Source organism: Gordonia sp. 11cp (assembly GCF_057767225.1).
The window spans coordinates 2,547,582-2,573,238 of sequence record NZ_CM173437.1 but is presented as its reverse complement, the minus strand read 5'-3'; the positions used below and the strand labels follow the sequence as shown (position 1 = coordinate 2,573,238).

Below are 25,657 nucleotides of genomic sequence, written 5' to 3'. Positions count from 1 at the left end.
GAGATGCCACCCTCGATTACGTCAGCCATGTCTACTCCCTTCGTCATCGGTGAGATTGTTCGTTGATCACCGTCCGCTCTCACCCGTGCGTCGGCTCGAATCCGACGTTACATATTCATTTCGGGAATGTCTGCCCCTCATCGTGATCTCATCACTCGTAAACGGATGAATCGGGCGGGGAATATCTCGAATTACCAGCTGAGAGGGTACGGCAGCGGATTTGGAATCAGAATAAATCGAAACATCGAATTCAGACAATGCAGCGATAATGCAACGTCGAACGACGTGTCGTCCGACTTGAATGGACCCAAAAAGAGTTCAGCGGCTGGTGCCGCCGCGCGTCACCAACCGCTGAACCGGAATTCGTCTGCTCAGGTCTCCGAATCGCTGCCACCGAGCGAACCGCCGCCGATCGAACCCGCGTCGCCGAGCCCGCCGATGATCGCCTCGACCGCACCTCCGATCGCACCCGCTAGACCGCCCTCGACTATGCCTGCCATATCCGCCTCCTCGATGATGGTGAGATGTCCGGTGTCGGTCGCGCGTCTCACCTGGTCACACGACTCGGGTGCGACGTTACAGACCCATCACGGAATCGTCCTGCGATATGAATAATTCTTGGTTTAAATTCTCGAATGAGGATCTAAACAAAACGTGAATCTCGCGCCACCGACCGCAAGGTTCTCCCGACTGGATACATTCGCGGGAATTTCATGGTGGCATGGACCAATGGTCAGCATTCACGCGACCGGGATCAGATCACGGTCATTGACGGCCGCCGACCGCCCGCTCGCACTCAACCTTCTCGCGGCGGGAATGCAGGAGGTCCCGGTCTATCGATGGCTATTGGGCGACGATGCCCCGGCCGAGGCATTCCGGTGGTACGGCGACATTCTCTTCACCGACCATCTGCCGGGCGCCCGGGGAATGTTCACGCCGGCCGGAGAAATGACCGCTCTCCTCGCGGTCGCCGGCCCCGATCACCGGACGCAACCGGTCGATGACGAACTGGCGGCCCGTTCACGGCATTTCGTCATCGCCCTCGACGGATTCATCACACGATTTCGAGAACTCCAGCAGAAATCCCGCGCCCGCTCTGTCGACGGCGCACACAGCATCGTCTTCGCGCTGGTCCACCCGGACCATCGCAGGCACGGCACGCTCGGAGCACTGCTCGACCCGGTTCTGCAGCACGCTCTCGACGCCGGCTCGCCGGTCACCGCCAGTACGGCCGACGAGCACATGATCGAGGTGTATGCGCGCAGATGGGGCGGGCGGGTCTACGACGAGTTCACCCTCACCGACGGTCCGACGGTCTGGTTCCTGAAGGTCGACCCGCCGGAGACGGTCTAGGTCCGCCGGTCAGACCGAGCAGCCGCCCGACTGTCCCTGCGACGACGTGCCGGTCATCTCACTCGTCAGCTGCACGTCCGAGCCGCTGATCCCGAACTCGAGCCCGGTGTCGGTGACCTTCAGCGAGTCGACCTGCACCTCGTCGAAGAACGGGCCGAGCGACGACGTCGTGATCTGGTCGACGATCTGCTGCGCGAAGTCCGGCGGGATGCCGAAGACCAGGGCGCTGGCCTTCACGACCTCGAAGTCGACCCGGCCGTCGTTCAGGACCGGCTTGATCGTCGCCGACACCGGCACCTGGAAGACCATGACCGGGAAGGCGGCCTGCACCTCGAAGGTGCCGTCGGCCGCATTGCCGGTGATCTGCTCGACCGCGCCGACACCACCCGTTCCGGTACCGGTGCTCTGCCCGGCGCCTGCGGCCTGCTCCTTGCTCAGTTCGACGATCCGCTCGTAGGGGATGAAGCCCGTCCCGTTGAGGCTGCGGATGTCGGTGGAGTTCTCGGTGCCGGAGATGCCGTCGGCGCGCATGTGCAGACGGACGCCCCCGGCACTGTCATCGGTGTCGACCTGGACGAACGGGATGTCGCCGCTGCCCTGCAGGATGATCGGCTTGCGGCTCAGCGAGACCTCGGTCGGCACGCCGGTGAGTCCGCTGAAGGACTCTTCGAGACAGTCGGTGACCTTGTTGCGCAGGTACAGCTCGCTTCCGACCGCGCCGATGACGACCAGCAGCAGCACCCCGACGAGGCTGAAGGCCACGATCTTGCCGGTGCTCCGCTTCTTGCGCGGCGAGGTGAGGACCGGGCCGCTGCCGCTGGGGTCGGCAGACCCCGGGGGAATCGGTCCCGACGCGGTGCCGGGGGGCCCGTACGGGTCCTCCCCGGGCGGGAACTGAGACGTCGGCGGCTTGGTGCCGCCGAGGCCCGACGTGCCCCCGTCCGACGGGGGGATGGCGGAGTAGGCCTGCGCACCCGGGACGATCGGTTCGGTCGCGAACTGTTCGGTCGCCGGGGGCTCGCCGTGCCCCGCGCCGGGCACCGGCCGCCATTCGCCGCCCTGTCCGGCCGGGGCCGGCTGACCGCTGCCGGGATCGGGATGGGTGGACTCACCGGCACGCGGATCGGGCGTGCCGGTCTCGTCTGGATCCCCGGGTGAGGAATCGGGGCGGGGCCTGTTGCTGTCGCTCATGGGTTCCGTCCTGGGTCGTCTGACTCGCGGAGCCGCGCGTGGGCCGGCGTCACGTCGTTGTCCGTTCCACCGCCGACCGGCAGGGGCCGCTCGTTGGCGAGGACTGCCAGTTGTGTACGGGCCTTCTCGACCAGTGCTAGGTCGAGGTCGTGCACGTCCACCCGGATGCTATCCGGATACGCGGCGACCAACGTACCGAATGGGTCTGTGATTTGGCTGTGTCCGATTCCGGTGGGCGCACTCGACGACGCGGCGTCCTCATCGGCGGGAAACGCCTGGTCGACGGCCACCACGAAGGTCGTCGAATCCAGCGCCCGAGCCGAGGAGAGCACCTCCCACTGGCGCAGCTTGCCCGGACCGGCGCCCCACGACGTGGGCACCACGATCACCTGGGCGCCCAGCCGTGCGAGATGGGTGAACAGCGCCGGGAACCGGATGTCGTAACAGGTGGCGACGCCGACGGTGACGTCTCCGACCTGGAACGTCAGCGACTGAGAACCCGGCGCGACGTTCTTCGACTCGGTGAAACCGAATGCGTCGTAGAGGTGGATCTTGTGGTATCCGAGACGCGTTCCGTCGGGATGCGCGACGACGACGGTGTTGCGGACGCGGCCGTCACCGGACGGGGTGAACATCCCGGCCACCACCGTGACTCCGGACGCCGCGGCGACCTCGGACACCCCGCGCGCCCACGGACCGTCGAGGTCCTCGGCGACCGGCTTCAGCGGCACCCCGAAGCGGCACATCGTGGCCTCGGGGAACACGACGAGTTCGGCGCCGCGCGACGCCGCGTCCTCGGTCGCCGAACGCACCGTCGCCAGGTTGGCACCCGGGTCGTCGGTCGAACTGATCTGGGCCATCGCCACACGCATAGCGGCCAGACTATCTACCGGGGCGCGACTTCCTCCCACGGAACCGTGAGGACGTTGTCCGACAGGCGGCGCCGCGGTACCTCGCAGTCGATCCCGCGCTCGCGCAGCAGACCGAGCGCTCGACGCCACCGCGTGCGCGGACCGTACGGCGCCAGCGGTGCGGCGACGTCCCAGCACTGATCGGCCAGGGTCAGCAGGGAGTGGATCCGCTCACCCGGGACGTTGTGGTGGATCAGCGCCTTGGGCAGCCGCGCGGCCAGATCCGACGGACGGTCCGAATGCTCCGGCGCCCAGCTGAGGGTCAGGCTCACCGGACCATCGGCGTCGAGCAGTACCCAGCTGCACCGTCGGCCGATCTCGTCACACGTACCCTCGACGATGACACCGCCCGGAGCGAGCGCGGAGCGCATCCGCGCCCACGCGTCGTCGACCTCGTTCTCGTCGTACTGCCGCAAGACGTTGAACGCGCGCACCACGTGCGGGCGCAGGCCCCCCAACTCGAATCCGCCTACCGCGAACCGGACACCCGCGCGTGGCTCGACGACACGTTCGGGGTCGATCTCGAGTCCGACCATCTCCAGCTGCGGAGCCACCCGACGCAGGCGCACGGCCATCTCGACGGTCGTGTCCGGACGCGCACCATAACCGAGATCGACGACCAGGGGACGCGGGGTGTCCAGCGCCGACCGCACCAGCGGCGAGTGGGCCATCCATCGGTCCACGCGACGGAGCCGGTTGATGTTCGTCGTGCCCCTGGTGACGCGTCCCTGTGGTCTGGGTGTTCGGGGCGGTCTGGGTGTTCGGCCGAGACCGGGCCTGCTCACAAGTTCTTGTCGACCCAGTCCTTGGCGTACTCGGCCTCGGCACGGAAGAGGTCGACGAGGTTGATCAGGATCATCTGCTCGAGCTTGCCGTTGACGAACGGGACGAAGACCTTCGCCTCACTGGTCCGGCGGATCGTGCAGCCGCCGTTGTCGGTCGGGAACAGCTCCTGCCAGCCGTTGAGGCTGCCCGGACCCGCCGGGATCGACGCGTTGTAGGTGCCCTTGGTGTTGTCCGGGTCGAACGGACCCAGAGTCTCCTCGCGGGTGATGACCATGTCCTTCTTCATCACCGTCTGGGCGAGCGCGGGCAGCTGATCTCGCCCGATGGTCTGCTTGAGGACCACCCGGATACCCGTCTCGTCGGAGACGAAGGAGTCGACCTCGCAGTGTGGGGAGATCATCTGGAAGCCTGCCATCATGTCGTCCCAGTACTGCTTGATGCTCTGGGCCTGGTAGAGCTTCTCCGCGGACTGTGCGTACCGAGCGGAGTAGCTGAGCCGTCGTGCCATGCAGACCAGGCTACGTCAGCGGATTTTCGCTCTCCCACTCGACGGTGTGTCCGCGCTCGGCGTCGAGCAGCGCCGACAGCTCGCTGACCACCGCCTTCTCGATCTTCCCGCCGAACAGCGGGAGGTTCACCGACACCTCGGCCTTGTTGTCGGTGGTCGCCGGATCACCGGTCGTCAGCGTCGTCCCGGTGACGTCGACCGGCACCGGAGCTCCGTCGACCGTCGCATGCGTCTCGCCCTCGATGCGGTCGCCGACCAGGCGATATGTGTTCTTGCGCGGAATCCGCAGGTCGCCCGGCATCACCTTGGTGACCGCGGAGGGCAGCTTGTCCGCGGGGATGCCCTGCTGGATCTCCACCGTCACCGTGTCCCCGGCAATGGTCACCTTCTCGACGTGACCGTGTCCGGAGTTCATGCGCTCGACGAGGTCGTGCCAGTACTTCTCGGTGGTGTAGATCGCCCACAGGCGCGCGGTGGAAAAGGGATAGGACACCGTGTGCTGCAGCTTGCTCGCCATGATGAGAACGCTACCGCTCGCCGGTTAACGTTGAGGACGTGACCGACACGCAGGCGCCGCTGAGCGCGCCCCTCGCCGAGCTGACCACCCTGCGTCTGGGCGGCCCGGCGCGCGAGATCCTCCGGTGCGAGGACACCCGCACCATCGTGGAGACCATCCTCGACCTCGACGAACGCTCCGAGCCGGTCCTCGTGGTCGGTGGCGGCTCGAACCTCGTCATCGGCGACGCCGGGTTCGACGGGACCGCGGTCGTGCTCGCGAGCGGTCGCATCGAGTTCGGCTCCGGCCGCGAATCGGGCCGCGCGCACGTCGTCGCCGACGCCGGGGTGGGCTGGGACGAACTGGTCGCCGCGACGATCGACGCGGGCCACGGCGGACTGGAGTGCCTGTCCGGAATCCCCGGCGCCGCAGGAGCGACCCCGGTACAGAACGTCGGCGCCTACGGCGTCGAGGTGGCCGACATCCTGCGGTCCGTTCAGGTTCTGGACCGACGCTCCGGCAACCTGCGGTGGGTCTCCCCCGCCGAGCTGGGCCTGGGCTATCGAACCAGCAATCTCAAGCACCGCCACGACTTCGTGGTGGTCGCGGTGTCGTTCTGGCTCAACGAGAATCGCGCGAGCCAGCCGATCCGCTACCGCGAACTCGCCACCCGCGTGGGCGTCGAACCGGACGACCGCGTCGATGCGGCCGCGGTCCGCTCGGCCGTCCTCGAACTGCGCGCGGGCAAAGGCATGGTGCTAAACCCGGCCGACTTCGACACCTGGAGTGCCGGTTCGTTTTTCACGAACCCGATCGTGCCCGGCGAGGACACCCCGGCGGTACTCGAACGGATCGCGGCGCGCGTCGGCGACGATGTCGCGATCCCGACCTATCCCGCCGGTTCCGACGACACCGATCCGGCGGTCAAACTGTCGGCGGGGTGGCTGATCGAACGCGCCGGGTTCCACCGCGGATACCCGGGCCCGGACGCCGCGGTCCGATTGTCGACCAAACACACTCTGGCACTGACCAATCGGGGCACGGCGACCACCACGCAGCTCCTCGACCTGGCGCGCGAGGTGCGCGACGGGGTCGCCGAGGCGTTCGGGGTGACGCTGCGACCGGAGCCGGTCCTGGTCAACTGCAGTCTCTGACCCGGCAATTCGTCAGACCGACTGGACGTCCTTGCGCTCCTCGGTGTCCCGGCTGCTCTCGGCGACGACGTCGTCGAGGAGGTCGTTGAACCGTTCGGCGGCTTCGATGCTCGACATGTGACCGACACCCTCGTACACCACGAGCTCGCGCAGAGACCCGTTGCGCCGCAGCACCTCTGCCATCTGCTCGGCATGCAGTCGTGGGGTGAGGCGATCCTCCGTGCCGACGACGACGGTGGTGGGCACCGACAGTGCCGCCAGTCCGGCGGTGACGTCGAGCTTTCCCATCGCCGATCCCCAGCCGGCGCGGGCGCGCGGTGGGCACGCCCCGATCATCTCGTCCACGAACTCGACGTGCGCCCGGCGGGCGTTCGGCCCCAGCGCGATGTAATGCGAGAAGCGCACGCCGTATGACGTCTTCGGAATGGGCACCGGGACCGAGGTGATCATCTTCGCGGCCGCCGGCGCGAACGGCCTGGCGTAGACCGGCAGGTCGACCGGGATCAGCAGGTGGTTGTCCATGACCGCCTTGGCCGCGGTCGACACCAGCACCACCGACGACACCCGTGATCCGACCTTCTCGGGATTCTGGGCGGCCCACGACATGATGGTCATCCCGCCCATGCTGTGGCCCACCAGAATCGCGCGACGGTCGTCGGGCACCGCGGCCTCGAGCACCGCGTCGAGATCCTCGCCGAGCATCGCGATGGTCGGTCGGCGACGACCACGCTCGCTGCGGCCGTGACCGCGCTGGTCGTAGGTGACGACCCGCCGGGAGCCGCCTTCCGACGCGGCGAGGTGATTGATCTGCGGGTACCAGTAGGCGGTGTTGCAGGTCCAGCCGTGGACCATCACGATGACGTCACCGGTGTCGTTCGAGGCCGGGTCGTCCGAGTCCCCGTAGACCTCGACATTGAGCCGCGTCCCGTCGGCGGTCCGGACCTCGAGGCGCTTCGGCGGGTTGTCGGGCCGGGTCAGGAGGTCGTCCGGGCCGTCGTCGACGGCGACGTCGGCGTGTAGGGCTTCTCGCGCGAGCCGCGTGAAGATGGTCCCGATCCCCACCGCGACCGCGCCCGCTCCGATCGCGGTGGCGACACCGCCGGCACTGGCCAATGACTTCGTGTTCACGCGGCACTCCTCACCTGGGAAGGACCTCATCAGTCCTCTGCGAGGCACCGAATTCGGTCAGCGCCCCGTCTCGGGATTCAATGTACCAATGTCCGTTGTCTCATAGTCCGGCTGTGCCGGCTCCGACTGCTCGTCGTCGGACTCACCCGTATCGAACACACCCGCGTCGGACTCACTCGTGTCGGACACGATCGGCGCGGGCACCTCGGCGTCGAAGTAGGTCGCCGCCTCACCGATGGCCTTGGAGATCTGCTCGTCGAGCGCCTTGCGGAAGGTGGTCTCCACGATCTCGTGGGCGATGGGCCGGACGGTCTGGATCAGGTCGGCCATCTCGCTGACCCCGGCCTCCCCCAGGTCGGGGAGGTTCTCGTCGAAGTACTTGTCGGTGATGATCGAGACGAAGCTGGTGGCGACGTCCTCCAGATCTTCCTGGACGCGTACCCACCGGTCGAGCAGGACGTCGATGTCGACTCCGCTCTTGACCAGGATCTCGGCACCCTCGAGCAGCTCCGGGTTGCGGATGGCGTAGTGCGCACCGTCCTTCGCCAGCAGCCCGAGCTTCTGGCTGAGGGCGATCGACCGGTCGCTGGCGTTCAGCGTCTTGCGCAGCTCGGTGATGGTGATCGTCGCGGCGCGCTTGAAGTTGCGGAACCGCCCGCCCTTCGGCGTGCCGCGGAGGATCTGCTCGACCCGCATGCCGTGGTGCGCCGCGTGCAGGAGCTCACTGATGGTGGCGAAGGTGTAGCCGCGCTCGAGCATGCGCGAGATGAGATTCAGCCGGACGAGGTGCTGGTCGGAGTACCAACCGGCGCGACCGCGGATGGTGGGAGGCGGAAGCAGTCCGCGGTCCTGATAGACCCGGATGTTGCGAACGCTGACCCCGGACGCCTCCGCCAGGTCGTTGATCCGATATTCCGCCACGTGAGTCAGGCCCTTTTGCTGAACCAGGACTTGCCCTGGACGTCGTCGACTCGTTTGCGCACGTCGACGAGGTAGACGAGCATCGCGACCACGCCGATGATGCCCAGGAAGTTCACCGCCCCGAAGAACCAGATGAACAGGGTCGCGGCGGCGAGGATCGACACCCAGATGACCTTGGTCTGCCGGTCCACCGCCGGGAAGGCGTCGGGCCGTTGAATGGCCGCATGGATCAGCGCGACGGTCGAGGCGATTCCCGCGACCAGCGTCAGGGTCAACATGATCAGACTCTGGCCGTATGCCAATACGCTGAAGAAGTCCACGTCGAACACTGTAGTCGCGCGAGTCCGGTTTGCTGCGACACCCTACGACGCGGAGCGGTCAGCCGGCCCGTCGACCGTCACCCGGAGCGGGTCAGTCGACGCCGGGCGAGGTCTTCTTCGCGGGGGCCTTCTTGGCCGGGGTCTTCTTCGCCGCGGTCTTCGTCGCAGTCTTCTTTGCCGCAGTCTTCTTTGCCGCAGTCTTCGTTGCCGGGGTCTTCTTCGCCGGGGCCTTCTCGGCCGCGGCCTTCTCGGCCGGGGCTTTCTCGGCCGCCGTTGCCTTCTTGGCCGGGGCCTTGGTGGCTCCCGCGGCCTTCTTGGCTCCCGCCGTCTTCTTGGTGGCGGCCCGTTCGGCCGCACCTCTGACGGCAGCGGCTTTCTTGGTGGCGGCCTTGGCAGGTGCCTTCTTCGCGGGTGCCTTCTTCGCAGCATCCTTCTTCGCGGGTGCCTTCTTCGCGGCGGCCTTCTCGGGTGCGGCCTTCTCGGGTGCCGCCTTCTGGGGTGCCGTCTTCCGGGGCGCTGACTTCGATGCCGGCTGGGTCGTGGCCGGCGGCTCGGGAGCCGTGTCCACCGCCGCCGCGTCGACGGCCGCCTTGTTCTGCTCGACCTTCGCCGCGGCCTCCGGCGAGAGGACGTCGGGTACACCCGGCCCCGACTTGCCGGACCGCGCGATGCTCGCCGGGGACTCGGCGTCGCCGCCATCGGTGCGGTTGGCGAGCTTCAGAGCGCGTTCGCCGACCGCCCGTGTCTGCCCGGAGATGGTCCCCAGCGCGTCTTCGGTGAGACCGACGGCGTCGTTGTACACCTTCTCGAGCTTCGGGAGATTCTCACCGACGAGGGGTTGCGCCTTGAGCTTCTCCACGGCCTCGTCGCGTCGTTCCGACAGGGCGGTCAACAGTCCCGCGGCCACCGCCAGGTACGCCTCGGCCACCTTGCGCAGTTCCTCCGGCGAGAAACGCGCCCGCAAGTCCTCGATCTCCGCCGGCAACTCGACCGGTAACGCCGACAGCTTGGTCCGCGCCTCCTCGAACAGGGCCAGCGCCGTCGCGAGCGCCTCGTCGATCCGTGCCTGCGCGTCGTCCTTCGACCCGGTCAGCCGCGCCTCGAGCTTCGACTGTGTGGAGCCCACGGTCTCGACGAGCTTCGACTGTGTCGAACCGACGGTCTCGGCAAGCCTCGACTGGGCGTCGGCGACCTTCGCCTGAGTGGAACCGACCGTCTCGACGAGCTTCGATTGCGCCTGCTCGCTCGCGGCCTCGCCGCGCTCGCGCACGTCTGCGAGCAGAGCAGCCACCTGCCCCACGGCTGTGGTCAACGGGTTCTCGCTCATCAACTACTCCTTGCCGGTCGACTCGATCGTGTTCTCTTTACGGAATGACTCATAGATCTCCAGCAACATCTGCTTCTGGCGTTCGTTGATGGAGTCATCTGCGATCAGAGCATCGCGGACCGGGCTCGCGGGGCGTTCTTCGAGAATCCCCGCCCGGACATACAGGACCTCCGCGGAGACCCGCAGACCCTTGGCGATCTGAGCGAGCACATCCGCCGACGGCTTCCGCAATCCGCGCTCGATCTGACTGAGGTACGGATTGCTCACTCCCGCCCGCTCGGCGAGCTGGCGTAGCGAGACCTTGCCGGCGACCCGCTGGGACCGGATGAAGGCACCGATGTCCTGGGCCGCGTTGGCCACGGCCTCCACCGCCTCGACCGCGATGGGGGTCGTCCCGTCGGTGTCGTCCTCCTCGGCTCCCGAGCCGGGACCGTCTGCGGTGGTGGGTGATTCGACCGCGCCGCCGGAGCTCGTGCCCGCGTCTGCGACCGAGGCGTCGTCCGCGTCGAGAGACGCTTCGTCCTTCTCGGGCTGCATCAACGCTCCGTTCTCCTGGACCTGCTCCGGTGTCGTCGGTCGGGACGTTCGGCGATGTGTCCGACTTTCGGCCCGTTCCCCAGTATCAACACGACTGCTAACCCGTGCAAGCACACAGCAAACTGTCCGGCACCGCCACCGGGGGCGGTGCCGCCGAGCCAGACGTCACGAGAAGATCAGCACCGATGTGGAGTAGATGACGAGCCCGGCCAGTGCACCGACGACGGTGCCGTTGATGCGGATGAACTGCAGGTCCCGGCCGACCTGGAGCTCGATCTTGCGACTGGTGTCGTCGGCATCCCAGCCACGCACGGTCTCGGTGATGACCGAGATGATCTCCTGCGAGTAGTTCGCGGCGACGTGATGTGCGACCCTCGCGACCCAGCCGTTCATCTTCTCCTGCAGCGGACGGTCGTCGCGGATTCGCTCCGCGAGTTGGATGATCGAGTCCGACAACGTGTTCCGCAGGGTGCTGTTCGGGTCCGACAGCATCTCCTCGATCACGGCCTTGCCGGTCTGCCACGCCGTCGACGCCGCGCCGGTCACCTCGTCGCGTCCCACCAGTTCGAGCTTGAGAGCCTCGAACTTGGCGATCATGTCGGGATCGTTCTGCAGGTCGTCGGCGAACTTCTCCACGAATTCGTGCATGGCGCGCCGCAATTCGTGATCGGGGTCCACCCGGACCTTGTAGGTGAAATCGACGAGTTCGCGATAGATCCGGTCGCCCACCAGGTTGTTGACGAACTTCGGCGTCCACTGGGGCCCGTCCCGGTCCACCACCCGGTCGACGAGGTCCTGACTGCCGACCGCCCACTCGTGGGCACGGTCACACAGAAGCTGGAACACGGGCTCCAGACGGTCCTCGGCGATGAGCTGTTCGAGGATGCGTCCGGTGGGGGGCGCCCACTGCGGTTCGGCCGCCCACTTCAGCGCGGCCTGGATGAGCTGTTCGACGTCCTCGTCGCGCAGCATCTCGGCGGCGAGCTTGATCGCGCGCGCGGCTTCGCCGCTCACCCGCGGAGCGTTGCGTGGGTCCGCCACCCACGTCGACAGTCGGCGCGGGAGGTCGAGTTGTTCGGCGCGGTAGACCACGACGTCGGGCGTCATGAAGTTCTCTTCGATGAAGCCGCCCAGCTGATCGCCGATGTCGTCCTTCTTCTTGCGGATCAGCGCGGTGTGCGGGATCGGGATGCCCAGCGGGTGGCGGAACAGCGCGGTCACCGCGAACCAGTCGGCCAGCGCACCCACCATCCCGGCTTCCGAGGCCGCGCGAACGTATCCGACCCATGCCGCGACGTCGGCGCCGTCGCGATGCTCGAGGTATCGGGTGAACAGATACACGATCGCCGCGAAGACCAGGAAGCCCGTGGCCACCGCTTTCATCTTGCGTAGGTCCTTGCGCCTGCTCTCGTCCCCGGCGCTGTTCTCGCCGAATCCGGGAGAGGACGCCTTGGCCGGCGGACCCTCGTGCTGACCGGCTACTCCCGGGATGACTGTCGATGCCATGGAACCAGTGTCACCCATCGAGCGACTACGCTGGCTGCGTGATGGCCAACCGCCCGAATCCCGCCGCAGCCGCGCGCGCAGCAGTGGCGGCCGCGGCCAACGTGACGCGCGGGCTGGAACAGGTCCTGACCACTGTCACCGAGTCGGTCGCCGAGACCGGCGCCAAACCGGACGGCCGCAAACAGCGCTGGGAGAAACACAAGCTCGCGCGACGCACCGAACTCACCGACGGCGTCATCGCCGCGGTGCGTGAGCTGGGCGCCGACGTCGGCATGGACGAGATCGCCGCGCACATCGGCGTCTCCAAGACCGTGCTGTACCGCTACTTCGCGGACAAGAGCGACCTCGGCGTCGCGACGACGGTGCGCTTCTTCGAGACGACGATCTACCCGCGGCTGACCGAGGCGATCGCCGACGATCTCGACGAGTACACGCTCACCCACACCATCATCGGGGTGTACGTGCACGCCGTCGACGACGAACCCAACCTGTACCGATTCGCGCTGGCCAGTTCGCCCACGTCGTCGCCCGCGCCCGCCGACTCGGTGCGCCTGGTCACCCAGCTGGTCATGGGCAGCATCCAGATGCGGATGGCCGAACGCGGGGCCGACACCACCGGCGCCGAGCTGTGGTCCCATGCCCTCGTCGGCGGCATCCAGCACGTCGTCGACTGGTGGATGACCAATCGCACCCTCAGTGCCGACGAAGTGGTGGATTATCTGACCATGATGGTCTGGAGCGCAGTCGTTGGTGTGTGGCAGGTCAACGGATCGCGGGAGAAGTTCCTCGCGGCGCCGCCCGCACTGTTCGATCCCCCGCCCATCGATCCCGCCGCCGGGACCCCGACCGTCTGATGACCCGCGTCGCTCTCGTGACCGGCGGCAGTCGCGGCGTCGGCTACGGAATCGCTCGCGCACTCGTCGACGAGGGATGGACGACGTACGTCACCTCGCGGAAGGGAACCGGGCCCGACGGAGCCCGCGCGCTGCCCTGCGATCACACCGACGACGCCGCGGTCGCCGCGGTGTTCGACGAGATCACCACCGACGCAGGCCGACTCGATCTCCTCGTCAACAACGCGTGGGCGGCACCGAAGGGCTTCGGGGGATTCTCCGAACCGTTCTGGAAGAGACCGGTCGACGACTGGGACACCCTGATCGGCGTCGGACTACGAGCGCACTACGTCGCCTCGGTGCATGCGGGGAGGATCATGACCGAGGCCGGCGGCGGGCTCATCGTGAACATCTCGTCGTTCGGCTCGCGCGGTCATCTGCATTCGGTCCTGTACGGGATGAGCAAGACCGGTCTGGACAAGATGGCCGCCGACATGGCGGTCGAACTACGGGGCACCGGCGTCAGCGCGATCTCGTTGTGGCTCGGCCTGATCCGCACCGACCTTCTGCTGTCGCTCGGCCTCGACGAGTTCGCCGGCTTCTCGCTCGCGCGCGCCGAGGACCCCGAGTTCGTCGGCCGGGTCATCGCCCGGCTCGCCGCCGATCCCGGACTCCCCGAGCTCAGCGGACACAGCCTCGTCACCGCCGAACTCGGTGCGGCATACGGGATCGTGAACAACGACGGCACGCCGCCGGATTCCCATCGCGCCGCCTTCGGCGGTGGACCGCTGTTCCCGCCGCCGGTCGAAGCCGTGTCCGAGCCCGAATCCGAATCCGAGAGGACACCGCCATGAGCACCGGTTGGTCCACGCCCGCCGTCGAAGCCCTGCGCGCCAGGACGATCGGCCCGATAGCGTCCTTCGACCCCGAGACGACGCCCGGCTTCGACGGCGACAAGGCGGCCGGCACAGAGCTTCTCGCGCAGCGCGGAGAGGTACTCGCCGATCTGCAGGAGTTGCTGTACGCGAACGGACGCGCCGGCGATCATCGCTCGGTGCTGCTCGTGCTGCAGGGGATGGACACGGCCGGCAAGGGCGGCATCGTGCGTCACGTCGGCGGCATGATGGACCCGCAGGGCCTGTCGATCAGGGGATTCGGCAAACCCACGAAAGAGGAACTCCAGCACGACTTCTTGTGGCGTATCCACCGCGCCCTCCCGCCCGCGGGCCGGATCGGTATCTTCGACCGGTCCCACTACGAGGACGTCCTCCCGGTCCGCGTGCACAACCTGGTTCCGCAGTCGGAGTGGGAGAAGCGCTACGACCTGATCAACCAGTTCGAGTCCGAGCTCGTCGCCGGCGGGACCACCGTTCTCAAGTGCTGTCTCGTGGTGTCCAAGGACGAGCAGAAGCGCCGTCTCGCCCAACGCCTCGACCGACCCGACAAATACTGGAAGTACAACCCCGGCGACGTCGACGAACGCGGTCACTGGGATGCCTACCTCGATGCGTATCAGGCGGTTTTCGACCTCACCGACCGCGACTCCTCGCCCTGGTTCGTCATCCCCTCGAACCGTAAGTGGTTCGCCCGTCTCGCGGTGTGCGAACTGCTCATCGATGCGCTCACACGTCTCGATCTCGACTGGCCACCGGCCGATTTCGACGTCGAGGCCGAGAAGAAGCGACTCGCTGCCGCCGACTGAATCTCTGCTCCCTGAGGTGCGAGGAGCGATGGCGACGAGCCACGAAGGGTCTCAACACCCTTCAGCGACGGGGCCCAACGCGCCGCCCGAGCACCCCGTGCGCCACCAGCCCGACGACGAGTGCCCAGAAGGCTCCGCCGATCCCGGCGAAAGTGACGCCCGCCGCAGCGGTCACGAAGGTCAGCGCCGCCGGCATGCGGAACTCCGCCTTCTCGAACGCCCCCAGGACCGACGCCACGAACGTGGTCAACAGCGCAAGTCCCGCAACCGCTTCGAGCAGTCCATCCGGCGCGATCGCCGTGATGACCACCAGCGCACCCGACAGCACTGCGAGTACGAGGCTCGTCGAACCCGTGGCCACGCCGGCGATCCACCGCCGCGTCCGGTCGGCGCCCGCCTCGGGTCCGGCAGCCAGCGCCGCGGACAGAGCGGCGAGATTGATCGCGTGCCCACCGAACGGCGCGCCGAGCACGGTTCCCGCCCCGGTCACGAACATCGCCGGGCGCCACGGTGTCTCGTATCCGAAGGATTTGAGGACGGCCACACCCGGAACGTTCTGTGAGGCCATCGTCACGATGTAGAGCGGGACCGCGAGCCCGACGATCGCGGTGGCGTCGAAAGCGGGCGTGGTCCAGGTCAGCTGCGGCCACCACGACTCCCCGGCCCAACCACCGTAACCGTCGAGGACGAGGTTCACGCCGATCACGATCAGCGCGGTGACCAGTGCCAGCGGCAGTGCCCATCGCGGAAGCCACCGCATCGCCAGCAACCAGACGACGAGGATCGGAATGGTCGACCACGGTTGCGCCGACAGTGAGGTCATCGGCGCGAGGCAGAGGGTGAGCAGCACCCCGGCGAGCATCGCCTGGGCGATCGGCGTGGGGATCCGGCCGATCAGTTCGCCGAGCGCCGGCACCAGGCCGGTCGCCAGGATCAGCAGCCCGACGACCAGGAACGCCCCGACCGCTGCCGGCCACCCGGCGTCGTAGGACGCACCCGCCGACACGAGAAGTGCCGCTCCCGGGGTGGACCACGCCAGCGTCACCGGCCGGCGCGTGCGCAGCGAGAGCAGGATCGACCCGAGGCCGAACAAAACCGTCAGGACGAGCAGACCCGACGCGGCCTGTGCCGGATTGGCACCCACCGATCGCAACCCGGTGACCACCACGACGAAGGAGGAGGTGAACCCCACCAGCGAGGTGACGACTCCGGCGATGATCGGCTCGCTGCGAGTAGACGGCACGGCACTGGTCATGTCGCGAGCATAACGGTATCGTTCCGTAAACAGAACACTCCGACGACCCGAGAGGACAGGGACTGCGACGATGTCGGACGGCGAGGACCGACGACGCTCGGTCGGCACCCGGATCACCACCCTGCGCAACCGCCGCGGCCTGTCCCTGTCCGCACTGGCCCGCGAAGCCGGCATCGGCAAGGGTTCGCTGTCCGAACTCGAAGCAGGACAGCGAAATCCGACTCTGGACACTCTCTACGCGGTGGCCGGTCCGCTCGGCGTCCCGCTGACCGCCCTGCTCGGCGAGGACACGGGCGTGGAGGGCGCGAGTCCGCACCTCGCGGCGCGGCTGCTCCATGTCGAGCACCATGACGACGGATCGGTCACCGAGGTGTTCTGGCTGCGCGTGACCCCGGGCGGAACCAGGCAGTCGCCCGCACACGGCCCCGGCGTCGTCGAGCACGTGCATGTGGTCAGCGGCCACCTTCGTGCCGGGCGCGCCGGCGAGGAACACACGGCCGGACCGGGCGAATCCCTCCAGTGGCTCTCCGACGCCACCCACACCTACCGCAGCGACGACGGCGCGCTCGCGGTCCTGACCATCCGGTCACCCTGACACCCTGACCCGCGCCGTCGAATCCCGCTCCCGCGGTGCTGCTTCCGTCCCGCTGATGAGATCCGATCAGCGGGACGGAAGCGGGACCGCGGGAAGGTTGGGGAAAACCCGATGGAGCCGAAACCCCCTCCGCTGCGTCGAATAGAGATGACCAGCTACCCACTGGACCGCTACGGTCTGATCCGTCGCGGCGCCGCACTCGATGCGGCTTTCTCCGACAATCTGCTTGCTGCAGCGGTGTCCGCCGGCGACCTGATCCGCCTCATCCCCGGCGTCTTCGTCCCGGCATTCGACGACTTCGCCGCGCACGAAGGCGATCAGGAGTTGCACCGCCTCAAGTCTGTTGCGATCGCCACGTCACATCCCGCGAGCGCACCGCAGCTGCCGCTGAGTCACGTCTCGGCCGCCGCGGTGCTCGGCATTCCACTGCTGAAGCCCGACACCGAACGCGTTCACGTCACCAACGGCAAGAGGGCCGGCGGATTCATCGCGACGCATCGTCACGTTCACGCCGCCGCCCTGACAGAGGACGAGCTCGCCGTCGTCGACGGAATACTAGTCACCAGAATCGAGCGAACCGCCGTAGATGTGGCAGCCGGGGGCGACTTCGCACAAGCGCTCACCGCCTTCGACCAGGCACTTCGTGCAGGCGCCGATCGTGAGCTCATGTGGCGCATCCTCACCTCTCGTCGTAGGCAGGGCGGCAGAGTGGCTCGGCGTGCGCTGGCACTGGCTGATGGGGCGGCCGAGAGCGTCGGCGAATCGTGGAGTCGTGCGCAGATGATCGAGGCCGGCCTGCCTGCTCCGGGGCTGCAACACGAGTTCTGCGGGCGGAGCGGCGTCTACCGTGTCGACTTCGACTGGCAGGCGAAGCTCGTCGGGGAGTTCGACGGCATGGTGAAGTACGGCCGCCTGCGCAAAGCGGGCAAGACCGTGACCGACGTGGTGCTGCAGGAGAAGCTGCGCGAGGACGAGATCCGCGCGCTGGGCCCCGTCGTCGTGCGCTGGACCTGGTCGATGCTCGAGGACGGGTCCTTCATCGGCCTGCTTCGGCCATGGCTGGAGAAGTTCGAATTGATGAGCTGAGTCCCGCGGTCCCATTTCCCTCCCGCTAATGAGATCCGATCAGCGGGACGGAAACACCACCGCGGGACAGGGACCTCGTCCGAGACAAAGAGCACCCCCTACACGACAACGCCCCCGCCGGAGCGGGGGCGTTGTCGGATGCGATTGTGGGTGAACCTACTTCGCGGTGGTCGGCTTCTTGACCGGGGCCTTCTTGGCCGGCGCCTTCTTGGCGGCGGTCTTCTTCACGGCCGGCACCGGGGTGTCCTTGGCCTCGGCGACCTTGTTGGCCGGCGAGGACTTGGCGGCGCGTCCCTTGGCCTCGACAGTGCCTGCGGCGCCGTCGATTTCCTTGGCCGCGTCGGCAGCCTGGTCCTTGACGTTGCTGCCGGCCTCTTCGATCGCGACGGCGACGTCCTCGACCTCTTCGCTGACGCGTCCGGCGAGCTTCGCCGCGCGGTCACCGACGAGGCGGGTCTGGGTCGAGACGACCCCGAGGGCGTCCTCGGTGAGATCGACGGCGTCGTTGTACACCTTCTCAGCGCGCGAGAGGTTCTCCTGGACGAGCGGCTTGGTGCGCAGGCGCTCCAGGGTGGCCTCGCCACGCTCGGCGAGCGAGGTGTAGAAGCCGTAGGCCTTCTCGACGTACGGGTCGGCGAGACGCTTGAGCTCGTCGGCGGTCAGCTTGCCGCGCAGCTCGTCGAGGTCGCTGGGAACCTCTTCGGACAGCGAGCCGATACGGGTCTTGGCCTCGTCGAAACGCGTCTGGGCGGTCTCCGGCAGATCCGAGATGCGGGTCTTGGCTTCGTCGAAGCGGGACTGGGCGGTCTCGGCGGCGGCCTCGGTGCGCTCCCGCAGTTCGGTCAGCTTCTCGGTGACCTGCGCGAAGGCGTAGTCGCCTGCGCCGACTGCGGCGTAGAGGGGAGCGTAGTTGCGTTCGGTGGTGGTCACAATGGACTCCTTAGGGTCGGGTCACCAATTGCGCTGCAGCACATGCGGTCTCGCTCATCTCGGCATCTTCGCCGGGCGCATGTCGGAGAATTCCGTCGCCTGTCGCCTCGAAACGTACGGTGTCGCAAGCCGATTCGATTCGACTCACACCGCGCGAGAAAAGGGAACCGCGGCGCCATCGGTATTGGTGTTTCCGCTATCCAGTATCCACGCTGTGCTAGCAAATGCAAGCATCTTGCTAACACACGTGACGGAGGTCACCCGAAGTGCCCACACACAGCGGTCTGATCACCCGTAACGGTGGAAACCGTGGCCCGATTTCTTGCCCAGTCTCCCGGCCTCGACCATGCGCAACAGCAGTGGAGGCGGCGAATAGAGGGGCTCTTTGAACTCCTCGTACATCCTGTCGGCGATCGCCTTGACCGTGTCGAGCCCGACGAGATCGGCCAGCTTGAGCGGGCCCATCGGATGCGCGCAGCCCAGGACCATGGCCTTGTCGATGTCGTCGACCGTCGCGAAACCGGTCTCCACCATCCGGATGGACGAGAGCAGATACGGCACCAGCAGCGCGTTCACGACGAACCCGGATCGGTCGGCCGAACGCACCACCTGCTTGCCCAGCACGTCGTGAGCGAAGGTCTCGGCGCGTTCGACGATCTCCGGTGCGGTCACCAGAGTGGTCACGACCTCGACCAGCGGGAGAACCGGGACGGGGTTGAAGAAGTGCATGCCGATCACGCGGGCGGCGTTCTGAGTCGCCATGCCCAGCTTCATGATCGGGATGGACGAGGTGTTCGACGCGAGGACGGCCGCCGGGTCGGCGACGACCTTGTCGAGCTGGGTGAAGATCTCGGTCTTGACGGATTCGTCCTCGACGACGGCCTCGCACACGAGTTGCCGGTCGGCGAAGTCGCCCAGATCCGAGGTGAACCGGAGTCGCAGGGACGCCTGTTCGCGCTCCCGCTCGGTCAGTTTGCCGCTGGACACGCCACGATCCAGCGATCGGAGAACCCGATCGCGACCGGCGGCTGCGAGTTCGCGGGTGAATTCGTAGACGAGCACGTCGGACTGGGCCCGCGCGCACACCTCGGCGATTCCGGCGCCCATCTGCCCGGCACCCACCACACCGACGCGGGAGATCTTCTGGCCTGTCATGTCGGCTCCTCCGGAGGAAAACGTCTACGCAACAACTGATTTCGCGAGAACACGGGTAGCTCCTCGGGGCACGAACCATCCCCGGGATACACCAACAGGCGGCCCGCAGCGAAAGCCGCGGACCGCCTGACTGGTACGCCAAATGTTCCGCCGGTGGCGGGAGAGTTCCTAGTGGAACTGTCCTTCCTCGGTCGAGCCCTTCAGCGCGGTGGTCGAGCTGTTCGGATCGACGGTGGTGGCGATGTTGTCGAAGTACCCGGCGCCGACCTCACGCTGGTGCTTGACGGCGGTGAAGCCGCGCTCCTCGGCAGCCTTGAACTCGCGGTTCTGCAGGTCGACGAACGCCGACATCTGCTCGCGGGCGTAGCCGTAGGCCAGGTCGAACATGCCGTAGTTCAGCGAGTGGAAGCCGGCCAGGGTGATGAACTGGAAGGTGAAGCCCATGGCGCCCAGCTCGTTCTGGAACTTGGCGATGGTGCTGTCGTCGAGGTGCTTGCTCCAGTTGAACGACGGGCTGCAGTTGTAGGACAGCAGCTGGTCGGGGTACTCGCTCTTGACGGCCTCGGCGAACTTGCGAGCCAGCTCGAGATCGGGGGTACCGGTCTCCATCCAGATCATGTCGGCGTAGGGAGCGTAGGACTTCGCACGCTCGATGCACGGCTCGATGCCGTTCTTCACGTGGTAGTAGCCCTCGGCGGTGCGCTCACCGGTGACGAACTGCTTGTCGCGGTCGTCGACGTCGGAGGTGATCAGCGTGGCGGCCTCGGCGTCGGTGCGGGCGATGACGACGGTGGGAACACCGGCGACGTCGGCGGCGAGACGAGCCGAGTTCAGCGTGCGGATGTGCTGCTGGGTCGGGATGAGCACCTTGCCACCGAGGTGGCCGCACTTCTTCTCCGAGGCGAGCTGATCCTCCCAGTGGGTGCCGGCGGCACCCGCGGCGATCATGGCCTTCTGCAGCTCGTAGACGTTGAGCGCGCCACCGAAGCCGGCCTCGCCGTCGGCGACGATCGGGACGACCCAGTTGTCGACCGAGTTGTCACCCTCGACGCGGGCGATCTCGTCGGCGCGCAGCAGCGCGTTGTTGATACGACGCACGACGCTCGGCACCGAGTTGGCCGGGTAGAGCGACTGGTCGGGGTAGGTGTGACCGGAGAGGTTGGCGTCGCCTGCGACCTGCCAGCCCGAGAGGTACACGGCCTTCAGGCCGGCGCGGACCTGCTGCACGGCCTGGTTGCCGGTGAGGGCGCCCAGTGCGTTGATGTAGCTGCCGTCACCCTGGGTCACGCCGTCCCACAGGATCTCCGCGCCACGACGGGCGAGGGTGTGCTCCTCGACGACCGAGCCCTGGAGCTCGGCGACCTGCTCGGCGGTGTAGTCACGCTTGATGCCCTTCCAGCGCGGGTTGGTGTCCCAGTCCTGCTGGATCTCCGCGGCGGTACGGGGCTTTCCGACGTTGCTCATTGGCTACTTCGCTTTCGTTGTCCTGCTCGTCCCGACCGGGGGCCGGATCGGGACGACGGCCCGGCGCGCCGCCGGAACCTCTCTGCTGACAGACAGCCGACTTCCTGCCCGAAGGTGTGGACTCGCGGTCGGCGTCAGTCTCGGCCGAAACTTGCGAACCTTCCGACTCGGTGTCGGTGGTGCCTGCAGCAAGGGTGCCACAAGACAAACCCGCAGGTCCAACCCTTGACGAATGCAAATATGGGTTATTTTTCGGCATCGCGGTGCAAAGTTTGCAAATATTGATCTGTGAAACCCGCGCCGCCCCTGCCAAAAAGTACGTCCGTACTGGGATTTTCCTACCCGAGGGTAGGTAAGCGTCTGGCCGATGGATCGCGGTCGACACGCACCCGGGCCGGCACGGTCGTGTACCCGGGAGTGACACCCTTCACACTCTCGGCCGCCGCGTCGGCGACGGCCGGCGTGGCTCAGGGTGTGGTGACTTGCTCGACGGCGGTGTCGAAGAGGGCCGAGAACGCGGCCGGATCGATCGGCTCCACGGGGGCGGTCGGCGGGTTCGTCGCGCGGGTCGGCGCGCCCGACACCGTCAGCTGCACCGTCACCGGCCCCGACGCCGGACGGTCGAGTACGGCGTACCCGGCGAACCCGATCTGCCGGCGGACGCCGCCGTCGGTGAGTGTCGTCGTGACGTCGGACCGGGTGAGCAACATCTGCTCACCGGGCAGCAGGCCGCCGGCGACGTCCGGCGGGGGAAGTTCGGTGAACTCGGTGACCACCCGGCTCCCCGCCAGGTGTCCCGTGGTGATGTCCGTCGTGGTGCGGGCGCAACGGCCCGTCGTGGTGAGACGGTCGGCGTCGATGTCGCGAGGTGCGGTGGTGACCAGCTCGACCAGCGCGCCCGTGGCACCGTCACGGGCGGCAAGGACAGCGGAGTTGTCCGAGGTCAGCTGCTTGTTGAGCGCCGCGTCGGACGTGGGGTCGCAGTACTCGGGGGTGACGCGCGCCGAGCGGGAGGCGTCGATGGCGGCCTGGTTCCCCGTGACGAGATCCGCGACCGCCAGTGGCGCGGAGGTGTACCCGGGCGGCAACTGCGACGCGGTCAGCACGAGGTCGGCAGGCCCGCGCGGAGCCGGTACTGCCGCCGGGTCGCCCGCACACCCCGCGACGAGGAGCGCCGCTGCCACGACGGACGCGGCCGTCGCGGCCGTCGCTGCCGGCGAGCGGCGTCGGCCGGGGAGGGAGAGCACGCGGTCACCGTACCCTGGGGACGACGCTCGAGGCGGCGGCACCTGTCCTGGAGGTGGACGATGAGCAGGACCTATGTGGGGTCGCGGTTGCGCCAGTTGCGTTCCGAGCGCGGCCTGTCGCAGGTCGCCCTCGCGCAGACGTTGTCGATCTCGGCGTCGTATCTCAATCAGATCGAACACGACGCCCGGCCGCTCACCGCGTCGGTGCTCGCCAAGATCACCGAGGCCTTCGGCGTCGACGCCGGGTTCTTCGACTCGCAGGACGACGTGCGGTTGGTCGCCGAGTTGCGCGAGGCCCTGCTCGACGACGACCTCGAGGCCTCCCCCGGCGCGCTCGACGCCCAGGGGATCAGCGCGATGGTCACGTCGCATCCCGAGATGGCACAGGCGATGGTGAACCTGCACCGCCGCTACCGGATCGCCACCGATCAGCTCGCGGCGGCCACCGACGAGCGCGGCGACCGCAGCATGCGCGGCACCATCAGCGCGCCGCACGAGGAGGTGCGCGACTACTTCTACCAGCGCCGCAACTACATTCACGAACTCGACATCGCCGCCGAGGAGATGACCACGCGGATGCGGATGCACTCCGCCGACATCCGCCGCGAGATCATGAACCGCATCGAGAGCGTCCACGGCATCAGCATCGTGCGCCGTGTGGACCTCGGGGACTACACACTGCACCGGTTCGATCGCGAGGCGCGACGCCTCGAATTCTCGGCGTCGCTCTCGGCCGGGCAGCGGACGTTCAAGCTCGCCAGCGAACTCTGCTACCTCGAGTATCAGGACCTCCTCGACAAGTTGGTGGACGAGGCCAACTTCAGCAGCGAGGACGCGAGGGCGCTCGGACTCCTCGGCCTCGCGAACTACTTCGCCGCCGCGGTCGTCCTGCCCTACAGCCAGTTTCACGGTGCGGCGGAGGATTTCCGGTACGACATCGAACGCCTGTCCGCCTTCTACGCCGTGTCCTACGAGACGATCTGCCACCGTCTCTCGACGCTGCAACGACCCAACCTGAGGGGCATCCCCTGGTCGTTCGTGCGCGTCGACCGCGCGGGAAACATGTCGAAGCGTCAGTCTGCCACCGGCTTCCACTTCTCCTCGAGCGGCGGAACCTGTCCGCTGTGGAACGTCTACGAGACGTTCGCCTACCCCGGCAAGATCATCACGCAGATCGCCGAGATGCCCGACGGCCGCAACTACTTCTGGGTCGCGCGGACGGTCGAACGCCGCGCGACTCGATACGGGCAACCCGGGAAGACCTTCGCGATCGGCATGGGATGCGAACTGCGCCATGCCGCGCGGGTCATCTACTCCGACGGTCTGGAGATCGGACCGCAGGCGCACGTCACGCCGATCGGTGCCGGGTGCCGGGTGTGCGAGCGGACCAACTGCGCGCAGCGCGCTTTCCCCGCTCTCGGCGCCTCACTGCGCATCGACGAACACACCAGCAGCGTCTCGCCGTACATGAGCCTCACCGAGACCCGGTGAGCGACGAGCCTCCCTTCCGCTCCCTGAGGTGCGAGGAGCGATAGCCGCCGGGCCGAGCAAGCGACGAAGGAGCGCGTCGAGGTCGACGAGCCACGAAGGGCCGCAAGCGAATCAGCGTCGACACCCGTTCGGCGCGGGTAGGCCGCGCAGCCGGTCGTCGAGCCAGGTCGCGGTGTCCGGGAAGCCGAGCGCGGCCGCCGACACGTGCTCGGCACCGTACTCGCGGTAGACCGCGGTGGCACCGAGAGCGCACTGTTGGGCGAAGAGCGCGCGTGCCTGGCTGGCCGGAACCCACCACTCGTAGCGCCCGTGGTAGATCAGCAACGGCATCGACGCCTCGAGATCCGCCATGGACGTGACCTCGAAGAGCTTCTCGGCGACCGCGGAGTTGAAGGGGTCCGGGTCGGTCGACAGCAGCTGGGTCGGGAGGTGCGAGATCCCGAGGTTGCCCATGTCGTCGGTGCAGATGTTGCGGATCTCCGACGTCGCAAGCCATCTCGCCAGATGGTTCGACATCTGCAGGACCTCGGGCCGTTCCCGCGCGACACCGAGAATCGCCGAATGGAAGACACCCGAGGCCAGGTTCGCGTTCATGGCGCCGGCGAGTGACCGGTAGTCCGCGGGTACCCCGCCGATGGCCGCGCCCACGAATCGTCCGGCGATGTCGGGCGCATACCCGGCGGCGAGCTTGGCCGCCCCGTGGGTGGCGATCGCCCCACCGGAGTAGCCGACCATCGCGATGGGTCCGCGCCCGAAGTTCGCCGGGTCGACGCCGACCGCCGCGCGAACCGAGTCGAGGATCACGTGTCCCGCGACAAACGGCTCGGCGTAGGCCATCCGGGGTCCCGTGTGGTCGGGCACGAGCACCGCGTAACCCCGGTCCAGTGCGAGTTGGGTGAACGGCGGGATCAGATCGGTCTCGTTCGTGTTGTTGGTGAATCCGTGTGCGTAGGTGAACCCCGTGGTGCATTTCGTGCCCAGCGCGACAATCGGCGAATTGTTGACCAGGACCGGCCGGGCTCCCCGTCCGGTCCACGCCTTGGCCGGCACCAGGAGGGTGGCCGTGCCGAACATCGGGGCGCCGTTCGCGTCGGTGGTCCGGAACTTGACCTGCCGCGCCGACCGCAGCGGGACGAAGACGAGCGACTGCGCCACGCGGGTCACCGACCGCGTCGTCAGGACCTCTCCGGGTGTCCGCGCGGCGAGTCCGGCCGGCCAGTCGTCGAAGAACCGGTCACCGCTCGGCGACGGCATGATCGCCTCGCGCAGCTCTTGCAGCTCGTGCGAGGCGCCCGGAATGCGGGACCGTTCCGGAATGCGCGACAGCCTCTCGACCGGCGGCGCCGGGATCACGGCGTCGATGTCCGCCGGCAGCTGCGACGGGACCGAGGTGAGATTGGGCGGTTCGGCGTCGGCCGTACCGCTCATCCACGTCGGGCCCGCGACGAGTCCCAGTGCGGCCACCGCCACCGTGGTCGCGATCGCTGCCCGTCGAACCGATAGTCGAAGAACTCCCCTGGCCGGCATCGCCAACCTCCCGTCTCACCTCGGTGATCGTCGAATCACCTGCCCCCCGGCAGCACATCTGACGACTCGAACCGCGATCACCTGCGGCCAATGCTAGACGGCGGGGATCATGCGCGCCGTGCCGACGGCGAGGTGAGTCGCGGGTGTAGTCCGGTCGGGTGACGCGCGAATGTGCTTTCCCCACCGGGCATCACACATCACGGTTCCGTCTCGGTGCGGCGACCATCGATGCGC

The 25,657-nt window shown here is 67.6% G+C and carries 26 protein-coding genes; 8 read left to right on the top strand and 18 right to left on the bottom strand.

Translation table 11 applies throughout. From position 1 onward, the window contains the following. Positions 1-371 precede the first annotated feature (371 nt). Positions 372-500 (bottom strand): hypothetical protein, encoded by a 129-nt coding sequence (locus AC3B6C_RS11465; RefSeq protein ID WP_264186680.1) that lies wholly within the window; start codon positions 498-500, stop codon positions 372-374. A 229-nt stretch (positions 501-729) separates the two neighbouring features. Here AC3B6C_RS11465 and AC3B6C_RS11460 point away from each other — a divergent pair, with 229 nt between their 5' ends. Then, positions 730-1,353, top strand: a complete 624-nt coding sequence (locus AC3B6C_RS11460) for a hypothetical protein (protein ID WP_488376093.1) — start codon at positions 730-732, stop codon at positions 1,351-1,353. A gap of 9 nt (positions 1,354-1,362) precedes the next feature. On the opposite strand, the gene AC3B6C_RS11455 is transcribed toward AC3B6C_RS11460, so the two are convergent. The 5 genes from AC3B6C_RS11455 to AC3B6C_RS11435 all read right to left on the bottom strand — a co-directional run bounded on the left by AC3B6C_RS11455 (position 1,363) and on the right by AC3B6C_RS11435 (position 5,266). Next, a complete protein-coding gene (locus AC3B6C_RS11455; RefSeq protein WP_488376092.1) occupies positions 1,363-2,544 on the bottom strand; it encodes a hypothetical protein in 1,182 nt (393 codons plus the stop codon). Next, entirely contained in the window at positions 2,541-3,416 is an 876-nt protein-coding gene (locus tag AC3B6C_RS11450) for a carbon-nitrogen hydrolase family protein (protein ID WP_488376091.1), read from the bottom strand. The genes AC3B6C_RS11455 and AC3B6C_RS11450 overlap by 4 nt, the downstream gene beginning before the upstream one ends. Positions 3,417-3,430: 14 nt before the next feature. Continuing rightward, positions 3,431-4,126, bottom strand: a complete 696-nt coding sequence (locus AC3B6C_RS11445) for a class I SAM-dependent methyltransferase (protein ID WP_488376090.1) — start codon at positions 4,124-4,126, stop codon at positions 3,431-3,433. Between the two features lie 110 nt (positions 4,127-4,236). Then, on the bottom strand, positions 4,237-4,749 hold the full coding sequence (locus AC3B6C_RS11440) for a DUF2505 domain-containing protein (protein WP_010842799.1): 513 nt from the start codon (positions 4,747-4,749) through the stop codon (positions 4,237-4,239). A 10-nt stretch (positions 4,750-4,759) separates the two neighbouring features. Further along, positions 4,760-5,266: a DUF2505 domain-containing protein gene (locus tag AC3B6C_RS11435; protein WP_044505829.1), complete on the bottom strand. Its 507-nt coding sequence runs from the start codon at positions 5,264-5,266 to the stop codon at positions 4,760-4,762. A 38-nt stretch (positions 5,267-5,304) separates the two neighbouring features. Here AC3B6C_RS11435 and AC3B6C_RS11430 point away from each other — a divergent pair, with 38 nt between their 5' ends. Continuing rightward, a complete protein-coding gene (locus AC3B6C_RS11430; protein WP_014925345.1) occupies positions 5,305-6,399 on the top strand; it encodes a UDP-N-acetylmuramate dehydrogenase in 1,095 nt (364 codons plus the stop codon). 12 nt (positions 6,400-6,411) lie between these two features. Here the strand turns inward: AC3B6C_RS11430 and AC3B6C_RS11425 are convergent, their stop codons facing one another. The 6 genes from AC3B6C_RS11425 to AC3B6C_RS11400 all read right to left on the bottom strand — a co-directional run bounded on the left by AC3B6C_RS11425 (position 6,412) and on the right by AC3B6C_RS11400 (position 12,138). Next, positions 6,412-7,557 carry an alpha/beta fold hydrolase gene (locus AC3B6C_RS11425; protein WP_488376088.1) on the bottom strand — a complete coding sequence of 382 codons (1,146 nt, stop codon included), beginning with the start codon at positions 7,555-7,557 and terminating at the stop codon, positions 6,412-6,414. 27 nt (positions 7,558-7,584) lie between these two features. Next, positions 7,585-8,448, bottom strand: a complete 864-nt coding sequence (locus tag AC3B6C_RS11420) for a MerR family transcriptional regulator (protein ID WP_488376086.1) — start codon at positions 8,446-8,448, stop codon at positions 7,585-7,587. Positions 8,449-8,453: 5 nt separating this feature from the next. Beyond that, positions 8,454-8,777: a DUF2516 family protein gene (locus AC3B6C_RS11415; RefSeq protein ID WP_010842804.1), complete on the bottom strand. Its 324-nt coding sequence runs from the start codon at positions 8,775-8,777 to the stop codon at positions 8,454-8,456. Between the two features lie 82 nt (positions 8,778-8,859). Continuing rightward, the gene (locus AC3B6C_RS11410) at positions 8,860-10,095 is read right to left on the bottom strand and encodes a heparin-binding hemagglutinin (RefSeq protein WP_488376085.1); all 1,236 of its coding nucleotides are present in this window, start codon (positions 10,093-10,095) and stop codon (positions 8,860-8,862) included. Between the two features lie 3 nt (positions 10,096-10,098). Next, positions 10,099-10,632, bottom strand: coding sequence for a helix-turn-helix domain-containing protein (locus AC3B6C_RS11405; protein ID WP_010842806.1), 534 nt, complete (start codon positions 10,630-10,632; stop codon positions 10,099-10,101). A gap of 165 nt (positions 10,633-10,797) precedes the next feature. Further along, complete coding sequence (locus AC3B6C_RS11400; RefSeq protein ID WP_014925340.1) at positions 10,798-12,138, bottom strand: DUF445 domain-containing protein; 1,341 nt, start codon at positions 12,136-12,138, stop codon at positions 10,798-10,800. A 41-nt stretch (positions 12,139-12,179) separates the two neighbouring features. Between AC3B6C_RS11400 and AC3B6C_RS11395 the strand changes: the two genes are divergently transcribed. From AC3B6C_RS11395 to AC3B6C_RS11385, 3 genes are read left to right on the top strand one after another with little or no spacing between them, the layout of a single operon-like run. Further along, positions 12,180-12,992 (top strand): TetR/AcrR family transcriptional regulator, encoded by an 813-nt coding sequence (locus AC3B6C_RS11395; protein ID WP_010842808.1) that lies wholly within the window; start codon positions 12,180-12,182, stop codon positions 12,990-12,992. Beyond that, on the top strand, positions 12,992-13,825 hold the full coding sequence (locus AC3B6C_RS11390) for an SDR family NAD(P)-dependent oxidoreductase (protein WP_488376084.1): 834 nt from the start codon (positions 12,992-12,994) through the stop codon (positions 13,823-13,825). Before AC3B6C_RS11395 ends, AC3B6C_RS11390 begins: the two co-directional genes overlap by 1 nt. Continuing rightward, the gene (locus AC3B6C_RS11385) at positions 13,822-14,673 is read left to right on the top strand and encodes a PPK2 family polyphosphate kinase (RefSeq protein WP_488376083.1); all 852 of its coding nucleotides are present in this window, start codon (positions 13,822-13,824) and stop codon (positions 14,671-14,673) included. Before AC3B6C_RS11390 ends, AC3B6C_RS11385 begins: the two co-directional genes overlap by 4 nt. 61 nt (positions 14,674-14,734) lie before the next feature. Here AC3B6C_RS11385 and AC3B6C_RS11380 read toward each other — a convergent pair whose 3' ends face one another. After that, positions 14,735-15,928 (bottom strand): benzoate/H(+) symporter BenE family transporter, encoded by a 1,194-nt coding sequence (locus AC3B6C_RS11380; protein ID WP_488376082.1) that lies wholly within the window; start codon positions 15,926-15,928, stop codon positions 14,735-14,737. 70 nt (positions 15,929-15,998) lie between these two features. On the opposite strand from AC3B6C_RS11380, the gene AC3B6C_RS11375 reads away from it, so the two are divergent. Then, positions 15,999-16,523 carry a helix-turn-helix domain-containing protein gene (locus tag AC3B6C_RS11375; RefSeq protein ID WP_014925335.1) on the top strand — a complete coding sequence of 175 codons (525 nt, stop codon included), beginning with the start codon at positions 15,999-16,001 and terminating at the stop codon, positions 16,521-16,523. A 147-nt stretch (positions 16,524-16,670) separates the two neighbouring features. Next, positions 16,671-17,609: a hypothetical protein gene (locus AC3B6C_RS11370; protein ID WP_488376081.1), complete on the top strand. Its 939-nt coding sequence runs from the start codon at positions 16,671-16,673 to the stop codon at positions 17,607-17,609. Positions 17,610-17,765: 156 nt separating this feature from the next. Here the strand turns inward: AC3B6C_RS11370 and AC3B6C_RS11365 are convergent, their stop codons facing one another. The 4 genes from AC3B6C_RS11365 to AC3B6C_RS11350 all read right to left on the bottom strand — a co-directional run bounded on the left by AC3B6C_RS11365 (position 17,766) and on the right by AC3B6C_RS11350 (position 22,405). Beyond that, complete coding sequence (locus tag AC3B6C_RS11365; protein WP_010842814.1) at positions 17,766-18,539, bottom strand: hypothetical protein; 774 nt, start codon at positions 18,537-18,539, stop codon at positions 17,766-17,768. 288 nt (positions 18,540-18,827) lie between these two features. Then, positions 18,828-19,694, bottom strand: a complete 867-nt coding sequence (locus AC3B6C_RS11360) for a 3-hydroxybutyryl-CoA dehydrogenase (RefSeq protein ID WP_010842815.1) — start codon at positions 19,692-19,694, stop codon at positions 18,828-18,830. 168 nt (positions 19,695-19,862) lie between these two features. Next, the gene (gene aceA / locus AC3B6C_RS11355; protein WP_014925333.1) at positions 19,863-21,158 is read right to left on the bottom strand and encodes an isocitrate lyase; all 1,296 of its coding nucleotides are present in this window, start codon (positions 21,156-21,158) and stop codon (positions 19,863-19,865) included. Positions 21,159-21,625: 467 nt separating this feature from the next. Then, complete coding sequence (locus AC3B6C_RS11350; RefSeq protein WP_488376080.1) at positions 21,626-22,405, bottom strand: hypothetical protein; 780 nt, start codon at positions 22,403-22,405, stop codon at positions 21,626-21,628. A 60-nt stretch (positions 22,406-22,465) separates the two neighbouring features. On the opposite strand from AC3B6C_RS11350, the gene ramB reads away from it, so the two are divergent. Further along, positions 22,466-23,896 carry an acetate metabolism transcriptional regulator RamB gene (ramB, locus tag AC3B6C_RS11345; RefSeq protein ID WP_055475737.1) on the top strand — a complete coding sequence of 477 codons (1,431 nt, stop codon included), beginning with the start codon at positions 22,466-22,468 and terminating at the stop codon, positions 23,894-23,896. 111 nt (positions 23,897-24,007) lie between these two features. Here the strand turns inward: ramB and AC3B6C_RS11340 are convergent, their stop codons facing one another. Further along, positions 24,008-25,423 (bottom strand): lipase family protein, encoded by a 1,416-nt coding sequence (locus tag AC3B6C_RS11340; RefSeq protein WP_488376079.1) that lies wholly within the window; start codon positions 25,421-25,423, stop codon positions 24,008-24,010. Between the last annotated feature and the right edge of the window lie 234 nt (positions 25,424-25,657).